This window comes from Pantoea sp. Fr+CA_20 (assembly GCF_024520835.1).
GTDB classification, from domain to species: Bacteria; Pseudomonadota; Gammaproteobacteria; order Enterobacterales; family Enterobacteriaceae; genus Pantoea; species Pantoea allii.
In genome coordinates this window covers 101,626-115,000 of the sequence record NZ_JALNPN010000004.1, presented here as the reverse complement: position 1 = coordinate 115,000, position 13,375 = coordinate 101,626, and the positions used below count along the sequence as shown (strand labels likewise).

The window sequence follows — 13,375 nt, the reverse complement described above, 5'->3', positions numbered from 1 at the left end:
TTTTCTGAACGTTTTCAGCCATGTCTGGCACAAAACTGCTCAATGTCGTCTGACTGAAAATCGGCCAGGTTTGCCATGATTTTTTCCAGCGGCCAGTTCCACCATGCAATGTGCTGTAACCGGCTTGCAATGGCCGGATGAAAGCGAACGCGAATCGGTTTCGCTGGCACGCCGCCGACCACGGTATAAGGCGCAACGTCTTTCGTCACCACTGCGCCCGCCGCCAGGACCGCCCCATCGCCTACCGTCACGCCCGGCAGCACAATCACGCCATGGCCTATCCAGACGTCGTTACCAATCACCACCCGGTCCTCACGGCGCGCCGTGAAAAAACCGTGGTCGCGCGTCGCGGCAGAATCATAATACTCTGGGCAATAGGTAAAGCGGTGTTGTGATGCCCGATCCATAGGATGGTTGGGCGCGCCAATACGCACCTGATTGGCGATGGCGGTGAAGCGGCCTATTTCGGTATCGGCTATGCAGCAGTGCTCGCCGACGTAAGAGAAATCGCCAATGGCGCTGTACTCAAGGTAACTGTGCGCCAAAATTTCACACTGCGCCCCAACCTCGGTTTCACGCATACGTACGCTGGTGTCAATTTCGGTCTGCTGAAGCCTGGCGGGTTTGACTGCGGCAAGTGACATGAAAAAACTCCCGGATCTGGTCTGATGTCTGGATAAGTCGTGCCTTTCGGGCGCCTGATTGCCGCGCCACTGTAGCCGGGAAAGATGACAGGCAATTGACAACGAAAAAGGCGGAGTGGTTAGCTCCGCCTTGGTCAAAGTTCCGGTTAGTTTGCATGACCGGTCAGTTGCATAAGGGCAACGATGATCTGCAAGATGATCCGGATAATCTCCAGAATCAGCTTTGTCAGTTCCATCACTTTCCTTCTCCCACAACAGGAGCGCGCTGTTCAGCAGCCGGGGCTTTACCCTTACCCGCCGGGTGCCTGAGCACATCTTTGTGGAGAGGGCTGAGCGGCACTCATGGTTTAAGCCACAGGTCAGCACCACCTGTTACCTGCCGGGATTTATGTAACCGTGCTCCCCTGGAAGCAGTCAGTTAACCATGAGGCGATGCTCAACACTCAACACCTGTATAAATATACAGCATTTTGGCTAAACTTGAAGTCTGCGGCGGCACTCTTTACAATCTGTTTGTGGAGAGTGCTGAGCACCTCGTTCGCCATCCGGTTACCCGCCGGGCAACGAACACAAGAAAAAAGGATTTGGCATCACGCCAAATCCTTTTTTTATGCCTGCTATTTACCGCTTAGTTCGCCGAACTGACGCGCCAGATGGAATCACCCGCATCATCTGCGATGATCAAACCGCCCTGTTTGTCACTGGCCAGGCCGACCGGTAAGCCGCGCACCTCTTTTTCATCTTCGGTTAAAAAGCCCGATACCACGGTTTGCGGTTGCCCCACCGGTTTTCCGTTCTCGAACTTCACCCAAACCACTTTGTAGCCGTTAAGCGGTTTACGGTTCCAGCTCCCGTGCTCGCTGATAAATGCGCCGCCGCGATACTGTGGCATATTCTCCGCGCCATAGAACAGCAATCCCAGCGGGGCGACATGCGAGCTTAGTGCATAGTCAGGCTTGATCGCTTTTTCGACCAGGTCTGGACGCTGCGGCTGTGCCCGTACATCCACATGTTGACCAAAATAGCTGTAGGGCCAGCCATAGAAGCCGTTCTCTTTCACGGAGGTCAGGTAATCAGGCACGAGGTCCGAACCAATTTCGTCACGCTCGTTAATCACCGCCCACAGCTGCTTCGTCTGGGGTTCCCAGCCAAGACCGGTGGGATTACGCAAACCGCTGGCGTAGATACGACTGGCACCGCTGGCGGCATCCACTTCCAGAATGGCGGCGCGGCGATATTCTGCGCCGATGCCGTTCTCGGTAATGTTGCTGTTGGAACCCACGCCAACATAGAGTTTACTGCCGTCCGGACTGGCGAGCAGCGCTTTGGTCCAGTGGTGGTTGATCGGGCCGCCAGGTAACTCGGTGACCCGTTGCGGAGCGGTCCGAATTTCGGTTTGTCCTTCGGTATAAGGGAATTTCACCAGGCTGTCTGCGTTGGCGACATACAAGGTGTTACCCACCAGCTGCATACCAAACGGGGCGCTCAGGTTGTCAATAAAGCGGTGCTGTTCCCATTTCCCGTTAACGTTACGCAGCAGGGTAATGCGGTTGCCGCCCTTACCACCTTTCCCCGAGGCATTTTTCACCAGACCGGTGATTAACTCTTTGGGTTTGGTCGTGGGTTTGGGCATGCCGTTGGATTCGGCAATCAGAATATCGTTATTGGGCAGCACATAAACCTGACGCGGATGCTGAAGATGGTCAGCAATCTTCTCAATCTTCAGGCCCTGCGCCACCGTGGGTTTTTCACCGTTCTTCCACGGCACGCCTTTAGGCACCTGCATTGGCGGCACCATAAAGTTTTTGGCTTCGGGTAATTCGGGATTGGCACCCGTTTGCTTTTGCGGATCGATTGTCGCACCGGTATCACAACCCGTCAGCAGGGCCATCATCGTCAGCGCAATAAGGGAATGTTGCGGCATTTTCATTATGGCTTCTCCTTAAGCAGTACGTTGACGCAGTGCAAGTTGCACATTCGCCAGCAGCAGCAGTATCACGACCAGCGTCGACAGCACAGCCGCCGTCGGCACCACGGCATAAGCATCACGGCTGTGAATAAAGGCATTGGCGATAGCCAGAAGAACGGCAACCAGGGAGAGCCAGAAATGGGTTTTCTCGGGTGCGGTACTGCCGCGAAACATATAAACCAGACTAATTACTCGTGGCAGGATGGCCATCACCAGGCCGATGGCAATCAGCCAGCTGGCACTGATTGACCAGAGAATGATATAGGTCTTCATATAGATGATGTCGAACAACCAGGCTGCCACAAAAAAGCCAAGCGGCACGGGTTCCAGAAGAGCATAAAGCGTCACGGCAACGGCCGATCGTCCAGAGGTATTGCGCATTTTCATCTCCATTTTCAATAATAATACCGCTCAGGCACAGCGCATTACGTTTCCATCGCGCGGTAAACCTGCCTGTAAAATATTAGTAAACCTGAAGGAAAATGAGGGTTTTAATTCACATTCGTGGTGTTTTTTACTGCAACCGCGTTGCGGTTAGGGATGTGGCGGCAGAAAGCGGCCCGGATAATCTGCCTGAATAGCCTGTTGAGCCGGGTGGCGGCCAAACCACCTGTAGCGGTTTAGCGCAATACAGTCGTAAAAAAAATTACTGATGCGGCGGGGAAACCAGCGCAGCACGCTCAGCGCCCGCCACGGCATCGGTAGCTGCTGCATCACACGCAGCACCGCCTGTGCCCGCAGCCAGTGCCGATCGCCACGGATATAGACGATGGTATTGATATTGTCCTCCGGCAACCCCGCCCACTTCAGCAGCGCTTTGCCCTGCTCACTTTGCACCGCAGCAAAACGAACCTGCTGCGCCAGTCGATGGCGCAGCAGGAAACTCACCCAGCCTGTACAGAGTTTGCAAACGCCATCATAAAGCACGACGCTCTCGCCCGTTTGCAGATAAGGCGGCTGTGGCATGCTGCTTCTCCTCGGTATTATCCTCATCAGAAGCAGTATAGCCTGCCCGGCCCAGAGACTGAGCCAGCCACTGGATCACGGCGTGCTCATCGATAGCACTGGCATTGACCTTTAACAGCGGCCCCAGTGCCATCGGCTGCGCTTCCTCAGCCAGACGACGCAACTCAGGAAGGTACTCAGCACCGGGATGACCCGGCATGCGTTGCGTCAGCCGTGCCTGGTAGCGTGCCACGGCGGCGTCCGGTGAGATCTGCATCCATACCTCCAGCACGTCATTCACGCCAGCCCGCTGTAATCCCTGCTCCAGTACCGTTTTAGGCTGAAAGCCAAACCAGGCATCAATCAGGAATACGCAGTCGCTGGGCGACTGGCCGATGATATTCCAGATAGCCTGATAAGCCGCACAGCCCAGCTGTCGGTTGCGCTGGCGATCGACCGGCGCAAAGCTGGACATAAACGGCTCCTTCAGGCTGTCCAGCGTTAACACCGGCAAGGAAAAGCGCTGTGACAACGTGCGGGCCAGCGTGCTTTTCCCGGAGGCAGGAATACCGTTAACTAACACCACGCGCTTTATGTCAGTCTCACTGGTCATAGGATCTCCATTACTTCCGCAACGCTGCTGGCACGCCGTAATTTTACCAGCGTCTCTTCATCCTCAAGCATACTGACAATGGCGCGAATGCCCTCTTCTATGTGCGCATTACTGTCGCGGGCACCAAACATGATCACAATATCCGCCTTATCGCTTCCCTCAAACGAGATGGGTTCCGCCAGCAATACCATGCTGAAGCAGTCGCGGATAACGCCCGTTTCCGGGCGGGCATGGGGAATAGCGATACCTTCTTCAAACACGTAATAGGCACCATGCGTCAGCGTATTATCAATGACCGCCTGAGGATAAGAGGCATGAACATAACCGCCCTCCACCAGCGGTTTTGCCGCCATGGCAATCACCTGCTGCCAGTCCCTGGCGGCAATGCCTACCTGAACAGCATTGGCTTCCTGTAATAACTGTTTAATGGTCATTACTGCTCCTTAAACTGATTTACGCACCAGATTACGTAATTCATCAATTTTCACAAAAAGAGGATCAATGTCATCCCGGTAACGGCGGCTTTTCGCAAACAGGGATAATGCACGATTATATTCCAGCATTAATTGTTTCTGCGTTTCAATATCGCCTGAATTAATCGCCAGCTTCGCTTCCAGCGCCGTTATTTTTTCACTGACACTTTCTGCCTGACGATCCCGTTCTGCATCATCTGGGGCATTATTTCCCCCTTTCTTTTTCATGAATCCAAACATAGCGTCTCCTGCCCCGAAAAGCGCCAGGGCACCTCAGGTTTATTCACGTCGGGATAATAAAAGTGCTTAACGGAACAGCTGCATTTTCTCAACTAATACATTGGTGACGGCATTATTGGCAGGCACGAGGAAATTACGCACGCTGTCATTGACTTTGCCTTTCTCAAAGGTCGCTTTACACTGGGCAACCCACTGCACATTCATTTCCGTACCTACGTTAACTTTTTCGATACCGCTGCCCACGGCCAGACGCATGTCCTCATCGCTGACCCCGGTTCCGCCGTGCAGGACCAGCGGCGTTCCCGTGGCAGCCGTGATCTCCGCCAGGCGTTGATGCTGGATATGGGCTTTACCGGTGTAAAGGCCGTGAACGGTACCGATGGAAATGGCCAGCATGTCCACGCCGGTTTCATCCACAAAGCGTTTCGCATCCTCGACCGTGGTAAACACGATATCGCTCATTTCCACACATTTTCCGTCTTCAGAACCGCCGATCGCGCCCAGCTCAGCCTCGACGGAAACATTCACGGGACGGGCCATATCAATCACCCTGCGGGTATTCGCGATATTCTCTTCCAGCGATAAATGTGAACCGTCATACATCACCGAACTGAATCCGGCATTAATTGCCGTCTGAATCGCGTCTAAATCGGAACAGTGATCCAGATGCAAACAGGTCGGAATATTTTTACTTTTGGATAATGACTTAATGGCATCAACCAATAATTCGTGCCCAAGATATTTCGCGGTCCCGGTTGATATTTGAATCATCAGTGGACTGTGCGTATTTTCTGCCGCTTTAAAAAACGCCGGCAACATCTCAAGACAGTGTAAATTAAACGACCCTACCGCTTTAAATTCACGTTCTTTGGCAATTTTCAGTAATTCGGTAAAGTTATAAAGTTTCATGCACGTTTTCCTCACGGGGCTTAGTGGATTTTCCGTTAACAAACCAGGCGATGGCGGTAACAAAGGCAACGAATACGGCGACAAACAGCCAGTTATGCTGGAAAGCATGTCCCAGAACCAGACCGGTACTGATCACGTCGGAATCACTGAAGGTCACGCCGGTGAAGCCGTAGCTTTCCAGCATCGGTACCAGAATGGCGGGCAGGAAGGTAATAAATAATCCGTGGACGAATCCACCAATCATTGCCCCGCGCCGTCCACCCAGTGCGTTACCAAATACGCCTGCTGTACCGCCGGCAAAAAAGTTGGTCAGCAAGCCGGGCAGAATCATCGCCAGACCAAACATTGGGAAGACCAGCATGCCCACAACAGAGCCGAGCGTGGTCGCAAGAAAGCCGACAATGACCGCGTTAGGCGCATAAGGGAACATGACCGGGCAGTCGAGTGCAGGTTTGGCATCCGGCACCAGTCGCATCGCAATGCCGCGGAAGGCCGGGACCAGTTCATTCAGCAGCAGTCTCACGCCGCTGTATAAAACAAAGACGCCCGCCACAAACTGGATAGACTGCATAAAGGCATACATCAGGTAGTTGGTACCACTGCTGTACTGGGCGATAAAGGCTGGACCTGCCGCCACAGCGGGAATCAGGTACATCGGCACCATGACCACCGCCATCGACAGATAGGTGTCCTGCAAAAACTTAAAGTTATCGGGGAGCTTTAAATCTTCCGTTGAGCGTGAGCCTCGGCCGACGACTTTCGCCACCGCCGCCGTGAGCAGATAACCGATAGTGCAGAAGTGGCCGAGCGCGACGTCATCCGAGTCCGTGATACGACGCACCACCGGCTGTGCCAGTGCCGGCATCACCACCGCCATGATGCCGCCGAAAATACCGCCGGTCAGAATTAACGGTAATCCGGTCAGACCGGCTTTGTAGCCGATCACGGCCCCGATGGTTGCCATCCACAACAGCGCCTGGCCGGTGAGGAAAATGTATTTGAACGGTGTCAGGCGCGCAATGATGATATTGACGATAAAGATCACCAGTAGCGTCATGGCCACTTCCGAGCCCAGCTCACGGTTTGCCAGCCCGGCAATCGCGGCCACGTCGGTGATGTAGCCCTGCATGCCGAAACCGTGGGTAAAAATGCTGTTAAGGAAGGTAAGCGCACCCACAATAATGTTGATGCCCGCCATCATGATCAAGAAGCCCAGAAGGGTTTTAAAGGTCCCTTCCACGACCTTCCCGGCCGATTTTTTTTGCAGGACCAGTCCGATTAGCGCAATAAACGCGATCAGAATAGACGCCTGCCCCAATAAGTCTTTAACCAGAAAATTGATTACACTATTCATGATTAGCAACCTTCATATTACGTTCTTTTAAGAAAGCCACGATCTTTTGCTCAATTTCAGCTTTATCGGTGAGTTTATTTAATATAATTACACGTTTAATTTGCTCTGGTGTGGCGTCGGCATTTAAGACATCCGCAAAGGCTTTTTGCGTTAAAATCATGTCGGATTTAAATGCGTTAGCTTCTGAAATCGTGGTGTGATCGATATCGGCTTCAATCTCCAGTTTTTTTAAAACTGATTTCGCACTCATTTCGATAGCGAAACTTGATCCCAGACCGCAACCACAGACACATAAAATTTTCAGCATGTTTTCTCCTCACAATATATGCAGTTGTTTAGCGAGTTTATAATGGTGCCCTTCTGTATCGACCAGGCGTTTTTTCATGCTTATTAAGTCAATCGGAATAGGCTTATTGCTGCCATTAATAATGACGGCTTTATTACGCATCCCGGATTGAATACAACGGACGACTTCACTTGCCATAATGGTGCCCTGATAAATCTCCTCACAGGTGGGGTCGCCATTACGCAGTCCATAGCCGACGATCGTTTTGCGAATACGCACGCCGATCAACGGTTCAAGTTGCTTGATTAATGTATCAATCGCGCCCTGAAATCCCGGTGAATATTCTCGTGTGTAACCTTCTGAACAGAGGATTACCACGCTGTTCTGTTCGCTGAGCCGCTGAGTGATGCGTTCTGCCAGCACGCCAGTGGGAATCTGGCACTCCGGGATCAGCGCAAAATCGGCATTGGATTTTATGGCGGACTGTAGCGTCAGCTCACCACAATAACCACCGAGCAGTTCCACCATAAACACACGCCCGGTTAAGGCCCGACCGGTGTTTCTCAGCTTTGCCACCTCTTTTAAAACCTGCTCACAGGCGGTGGAAAAACCCACGGTATAATCACTGCCGTAAACATCGTTATCAATGGTCATTCCGATGCCAAAACAGTTGACGCCAAATTCACTCAGCGTGTGCAGAAATTGCAGCGACCCGTCACCGCCAGCCAGAATTAATACATCAATACGCAATGTTTTTAACTGCCGGGCAATGGTTTCATATTCGCTGCGAATTAATTTTCGCGCAGTTCTGCCCGACTGCATCACCGGAATGGACGTAATGGAAAAATCCAGTAAATCACGCTGCGATATTTCCTGACAGACATTATCCAGCAGTCCAGGAATACCGCCATTAAATAACACCATTTCCGCCTGGGTCATTCTGCCCACCTGGAAAATGAAATTATTAATGCCGGTTACGTCGCCGCCGCTAATTACCATTCCGATTCTCATCCTGACTTCCTTCTGGCTTAATGCGTCTGACGCTATTGTTTCGGGATAACAGACTGATATTTGCAATTAAGATCACAAAAATGAGAGGAATTTATTTAGGTGATGTATTGACAGCGCGTACAGATGGCTTATTTATGTGAAAGAAATCACATTTTAATCGCAAAGGTGGGTTGTGAGCTTATCCTTTTAAAACAACAAGTTAAATATGTCGATCCCCCTCGCTTTTCTGTCAACGTTATATCGCGCAGGCGTCGATAAAATCACGATGCAAATTTGTGATTTTCGCCTCATTTTTTTAGGTACGGCAGAGGATTAATTTTACGCGGGACGGGCTCAGGCTTTTTCAGCCGCCGAAAATAGCGTGATGAAGTGCTTTTTTTTCAGACAATGCTGGCGCTTTTTGAGGCGGTTTCGGTGCCGCCGACTCGTTCAGGGCCTGACAACGCTGAATGCAGACGCTGCCTGTTTGCCGGGTTGCCCGTAGCCAGGCCAGGCAAAAAAAAACCCGGCACCTGAGTGCCGGGCTGAGAACACAAACGCAGAATTACTTCGCGTATGCTTCGGTAGAGAGCGTCAGTTTCACGTCATCACTGACCGCGGGCACGTACTTGTCCAGTTTGAAGTCTGAACGTTTGATGGTGCCGGTGGCATCAAAACCAATCGCCTGCTTCTTCACCATCGGATGCTCGCCCTGCTTGTTCAGCGTGGCGTGCAGTGTGACAGGTTTGGTAATACCTTTCAGGGTGAGGTTCCCTTCTACATCAAACTTGTTATCGCCTTTGGCGATGACTTTAGTGCTGCGGAAGGTGGCGCTGGGGTATTTCGCAACGTCGAAATAGTCCGCACCTTTGAATTCTTTGGTCAGGGCAGCGACATGGCTGTCAATTTTACTTACCGGCAGGGTAACGTCGACACGCGACTGCTCAGGTTTGCTGCTGTCAAACACCAGGGAACCTGTAGCATCTGGAATATCAGCGGTAGGATGCGAAAAGCCGAAGTGCTCCCAGCTCATCACCACAGACGTATGCTGTGGGTCGAGTTGATAATGCATGGCTTCTGCCTGAGAAGCAGGGACATACAGCGCAGCAGCCGCGAGCAGTGGCAGAGTTAAACGTTTTACATTCTTCACTTTCTATTCCTTATTTTATGGCGTCCATCTGAGTTTGGGGCATATAAACGCGAATAAAAAGTGAAGAGATTTGGCGTAAACAATCAAATTTATTCAGCAATATCACTGAGTGATTATTTTAATTCTTACCTTTAGTGTAGAGAATGCGCCAGCGGTGTCGGCAGGTTAACAATCGTTGATGCAGCTGTTGCACCGCTTCCTGAGTCAGTGAGGCGACCTTTTCAGGCTCAAGGTTGGTCAGGCCGTTCGCCTGACGCAGGGCTGCCACCTCGGGGTCTTCTTTCATCCCCATGAGCTGAGTTTTGATCGGGTTGATATCACATTGTGCAACGCCAGGCGTCATGTCATGCAGGAAGGCTTCACAGAACTGAATCAATGTTGATGCCGGACAATCCGGCGACTGTAAGGCAAAAAGAAGGCCATCGGTGTCCACACTGCGATGGTAGCGGCAGCTGACCACATAACCTACCGGCTGCTCAACGCGATAGCGCTGGTAAAAACGCGGCTCACAGATCAGCGCCAGAGCACGAAGCGCTGCCAGTTGCTGCCCGTCGTCCAGGGGAATAAACAGCAAAACAGCACTGTCATCCGTCGCCTGGGGGATACAGGTTTCACCGGCAACCGATGCGGGAGCCGGACGCGTCGGGGAATTCACCTTAAGCACACTGAGCTGCTGCGCCACGATCCGCTGCTGGTCAGCATCACCACCCAACAGGACGGCACGCCAGCCTGCAGGCTCCACAGAGGTAGCCAGTTGGTAAGGCAGTTGCCGCAGCAACTCGCGTATCGCAATGCCCGGTATATGTGGTGAGGATGCGCTGGCTGGCTGGCTCAGGCGTTGCAGAAGCTGCGCCAGCGCCGCGCTGAGCAGTGTCTTGTCTGACGGCAACTGCAGCCTGAGTTGCCAGATGCCCTGAACGTCGCGCCACTCGCCGCTAGCGGCAAAATGGCGTAACACCGCAAAGACGGGCCGTAAGGCATGGTCATATGCCGGGCCCGCCGCGAGCGTGGTAAACAGCTCGGGGCGCAGCACCAGCGTACCCGGCGACGTATCCGGCGCGATATGCGGCAGAACCGCCACATCCGTGGGCGCATCTCTGAGTGGGAAAGGACTTTGCTGCGGGTAAAATGACCAGCTAACCGCCGGGCTACGGTGCGCTGGCACCTGCCAGGTTGCCAGCGCGAGTTCATAGCCCTGTACAAGACGCTTTTCCCCCTGCATATCGGCGGTACAAAAAAGCGTGGTCGCGGCACGGGTGGACAGTTCGCTCAATAAGGCAGAGATATCAGGACATTCACCCACGGCCGCAAAGCCCAGTGCTCGCGCCTGCAGTTGCATCAGTGGCGATTGCGCAGCCAGCCGTTGCTGTGCCAGTTGCCAGTAATGTTGCCGTTGCGCCGTGGTGGTACGACTTAACGCCTGCAGAAACGCATTCAGGAGTGCCATCACAGGCGCAGGCTGCTCGCTGGCGACCGTTATCGCCAGCCAGTCGGTCGTGTCAGATCGATAAAGCCATTTCACCTGCAGGCCGGTCGCGATGTTGCGCGCATGGAGCGAGGCCAGTAAGCCACCCGGCGCCTCATCAAGTAAAAATTCCCGCACCATAGTGACACTGTCACGAAACGCGGCAGGTAACAGCCAGCTTTGCCACAGCGCGGACGGCCCTTCCTGCTGCAAGGCCAGGCTCCGGTCGGGGGACAGCTGAACCGCTTGCGGGGCGATGCTGGCACGCTTGCGCAGCTGCAATGGACGTGGGGGAAACGCGGCGGTAAAGGTTTCTGCCAGACTGGTGAGCGCATCCAGCGACTGTGGCCCCTGGAGCCACAACGTCATATTCTCAGGGTGATAAAAACGCTGATGAAAGGCCTGCAACGCCGCGTGCAATTCGGTGACGTTGTCACCAAACGCTGCCCTGTTGCCCGTCTGGAAGCGCTGAAATACGGCGGGGAACGTCACCGGCGTGAAGATAGCGGCTTCCGCCCGCGCCGGAGCATGGTGCAGCAGCAGCCGGTATTCCGCATCAATAACGCCAATCTCCTGGCGGATAGCCTCAAGGGTTAGTCGTGGCGCACTCAGCATATCCTGCAGGCGCAGCAGGCCTTCGCTAAAATTCTCAGGCGCGACTTCAAAAAAGTACGCGCTCTGGCGGGCCTGGGTGCTGGCATTCACCTGCCCCCCACAGGCCTGAACCCAACTCATCAACCGCCCGTCATTTGGCCAGCGCTGACTGCCGGTAAAAAGCAGGTGCTCAAGCAAATGCGCCAGGCCGGGCCAGCTATCCGGCTCATCATGGCTGCCTGCCGCGACGCTCACCAGTGCCGCTGACTGACTGGCCTCCGGCTGGTGGATCAGCGTCACCTTCAGTCCGTTGAGTTGCAGGCAACGTGTGTGCATTACAGAATCCGCGTTTTATAAATCAGCTGAGAGTTGCTGCGATTGCGGAACTGTAGCTGGCCGATTTTGATGTCGCTACAGTCAGCTTCACGGCGTGCATCGAGAATTTTACCGTGGTGCGGGGATTTACTGCACACCGGATCGGCATTGTCTGCATCGCCGGTAAGCATAAAGGCCTGGCAGCGACAGCCGCCAAAATCTTTCTCTTTTTCGTCACAGGAGCGACAAGGCTCCGGCATCCAGTCAAAGCCCCGATAGCGGTTAAAGCCAAACGAGTGGTACCAGATATCTTCCAGGCTCTGCTCAAGCACAGAGGGAAAAGCCACCGGCAGCTGGCGTGCGCTGTGGCACGGGAGTGCCGTGCCTTCCGGCGTGACGCTCAGGAAGATAGCGCCCCATCCGCCCATGCACGGCTTGGGACGTTCTTCATAGTAATCGGGGGTAACAAACAGCAGATTGGTCAAATTACCGCTCTCGCTCATGCGTTCACGGTACTGGTTAACGATGCCTTCGGCCCGGGCAATCTGCTCACGGGTTGGCAGCAGGCCCTCGCGGTTTAACTGCGCCCAGCCGTAAAACTGACAAGTCGCCAGCTCCACGTCATCGGCTTCCAGCTCGATACAGAGATCGATGATCTTATCGATCTGGTCAATATTGTGACGGTGCAGGACGAAATTCAGCACCATGGGATAACCATGGGCTTTGACCGCGCGCGCCATGTCCAGCTTCTGCTGAAACGCCTTTTTCGAACCAGCCAGCGCTGCGTTCAGGGTTTCATCACTGGCCTGAAAACTGATCTGAATATGATCCAGCCCGGCGTCGCTGAATGCCTCCAGCTTTTTCTCCGTCAGGCCGATTCCGGAGGTAATGAGGTTGGTATAAAAACCTAAATCGCGCGCCGCTTTGATCAGTTCGGGCAGGTCTTTCCGCGTCAGCGGCTCACCGCCTGAAAAGCCGAGCTGCACGCTGCCCATGGCACGTGCCTGGCGGAACACCTCAATCCACTGCTCGGTGCTCAGCTCTTTTTCCTGCTGGGCAAAATCCAGCGGATTCGAGCAGTACGGGCACTGGAGCGGGCAGCGGTAGGTCAGTTCTGCCAGCAGCCAGAGCGGTGGGTTCACGCCGGGTTTATGCTGGGTCACGAAACTGTATCCACTTTTGTTCATACGCTGACTGCAGGAATTCTTTAACATCCTCGCCGACGCCACCTGCTTCGGGAAAACGGGCATCCAGGATGGCAATGATGGCGGCAATATCCTGTTTGCCGTCCACCAGCGCCAGAATGGCGGCGGCCGTTTCATTGAGTTTCGCCATGCCTTCTGGGTAGAGCACGACGTGACTGTCCTGAGCTGCTTCCCATTGCATACGGTAGCCACGGCGAAAAGCGGCAATTGCGTGTTCGTTCAT

15 protein-coding genes are annotated in these 13,375 nt (G+C 53.7%); all 15 read right to left on the bottom strand.

Going from position 1 to position 13,375, the window contains the following annotated elements; all coding sequences use genetic code 11:
• Positions 1 to 14: 14 nt before the first annotated feature.
• The gene (locus tag NR177_RS07440; RefSeq protein WP_256852578.1) at positions 15 to 644 is read right to left on the bottom strand and encodes a DapH/DapD/GlmU-related protein; all 630 of its coding nucleotides are present in this window, start codon (positions 642 to 644) and stop codon (positions 15 to 17) included.
• A gap of 628 nt (positions 645 to 1,272) precedes the next feature.
• Complete coding sequence (locus tag NR177_RS07435) at positions 1,273 to 2,574, bottom strand: sorbosone dehydrogenase family protein (protein WP_096010660.1); 1,302 nt, start codon at positions 2,572 to 2,574, stop codon at positions 1,273 to 1,275.
• A 12-nt stretch (positions 2,575 to 2,586) separates the two neighbouring features.
• Positions 2,587 to 2,994 (bottom strand): DUF2231 domain-containing protein, encoded by a 408-nt coding sequence (locus NR177_RS07430; protein WP_063879554.1) that lies wholly within the window; start codon positions 2,992 to 2,994, stop codon positions 2,587 to 2,589.
• Positions 2,995 to 3,147: 153 nt separating this feature from the next.
• Entirely contained in the window at positions 3,148 to 3,579 is a 432-nt protein-coding gene (locus tag NR177_RS07425) for a thiol-disulfide oxidoreductase DCC family protein (protein WP_256852577.1), read from the bottom strand.
• Positions 3,530 to 4,171, bottom strand: a complete 642-nt coding sequence (locus tag NR177_RS07420) for a hypothetical protein (RefSeq protein ID WP_063879552.1) — start codon at positions 4,169 to 4,171, stop codon at positions 3,530 to 3,532. The genes NR177_RS07425 and NR177_RS07420 overlap by 50 nt, the downstream gene beginning before the upstream one ends.
• On the bottom strand, positions 4,168 to 4,605 hold the full coding sequence (locus tag NR177_RS07415) for a PTS sugar transporter subunit IIA (RefSeq protein WP_256852576.1): 438 nt from the start codon (positions 4,603 to 4,605) through the stop codon (positions 4,168 to 4,170). Before NR177_RS07415 ends, NR177_RS07420 begins: the two co-directional genes overlap by 4 nt.
• Positions 4,606 to 4,614: 9 nt before the next feature.
• Complete coding sequence (locus NR177_RS07410; RefSeq protein WP_063879550.1) at positions 4,615 to 4,884, bottom strand: hypothetical protein; 270 nt, start codon at positions 4,882 to 4,884, stop codon at positions 4,615 to 4,617.
• A 66-nt stretch (positions 4,885 to 4,950) separates the two neighbouring features.
• Complete coding sequence (locus tag NR177_RS07405; RefSeq protein ID WP_096010663.1) at positions 4,951 to 5,793, bottom strand: class II fructose-bisphosphate aldolase; 843 nt, start codon at positions 5,791 to 5,793, stop codon at positions 4,951 to 4,953.
• Positions 5,780 to 7,147, bottom strand: coding sequence for a PTS sugar transporter subunit IIC (locus NR177_RS07400; RefSeq protein ID WP_063879548.1), 1,368 nt, complete (start codon positions 7,145 to 7,147; stop codon positions 5,780 to 5,782). Before NR177_RS07400 ends, NR177_RS07405 begins: the two co-directional genes overlap by 14 nt.
• Positions 7,140 to 7,454 (bottom strand): PTS sugar transporter subunit IIB, encoded by a 315-nt coding sequence (locus NR177_RS07395; RefSeq protein WP_256852575.1) that lies wholly within the window; start codon positions 7,452 to 7,454, stop codon positions 7,140 to 7,142. Before NR177_RS07395 ends, NR177_RS07400 begins: the two co-directional genes overlap by 8 nt.
• A 9-nt stretch (positions 7,455 to 7,463) precedes the next feature.
• Positions 7,464 to 8,444 (bottom strand): 6-phosphofructokinase, encoded by a 981-nt coding sequence (locus NR177_RS07390; RefSeq protein WP_109716327.1) that lies wholly within the window; start codon positions 8,442 to 8,444, stop codon positions 7,464 to 7,466.
• Positions 8,445 to 8,988: 544 nt separating this feature from the next.
• Positions 8,989 to 9,573 (bottom strand): YceI family protein, encoded by a 585-nt coding sequence (locus NR177_RS07385; RefSeq protein WP_063879545.1) that lies wholly within the window; start codon positions 9,571 to 9,573, stop codon positions 8,989 to 8,991.
• Between the two features lie 118 nt (positions 9,574 to 9,691).
• On the bottom strand, positions 9,692 to 11,968 hold the full coding sequence (gene pqqF, locus NR177_RS07380; RefSeq protein WP_256852574.1) for a pyrroloquinoline quinone biosynthesis protein PqqF: 2,277 nt from the start codon (positions 11,966 to 11,968) through the stop codon (positions 9,692 to 9,694).
• Positions 11,968 to 13,110 (bottom strand): pyrroloquinoline quinone biosynthesis protein PqqE, encoded by a 1,143-nt coding sequence (gene pqqE, locus NR177_RS07375; RefSeq protein WP_218994552.1) that lies wholly within the window; start codon positions 13,108 to 13,110, stop codon positions 11,968 to 11,970. The genes pqqF and pqqE overlap by 1 nt, the downstream gene beginning before the upstream one ends.
• Positions 13,097 to 13,375 carry a pyrroloquinoline quinone biosynthesis peptide chaperone PqqD gene (gene pqqD / locus NR177_RS07370; RefSeq protein ID WP_063879542.1) on the bottom strand — a complete coding sequence of 93 codons (279 nt, stop codon included), beginning with the start codon at positions 13,373 to 13,375 and terminating at the stop codon, positions 13,097 to 13,099. The genes pqqE and pqqD overlap by 14 nt, the downstream gene beginning before the upstream one ends.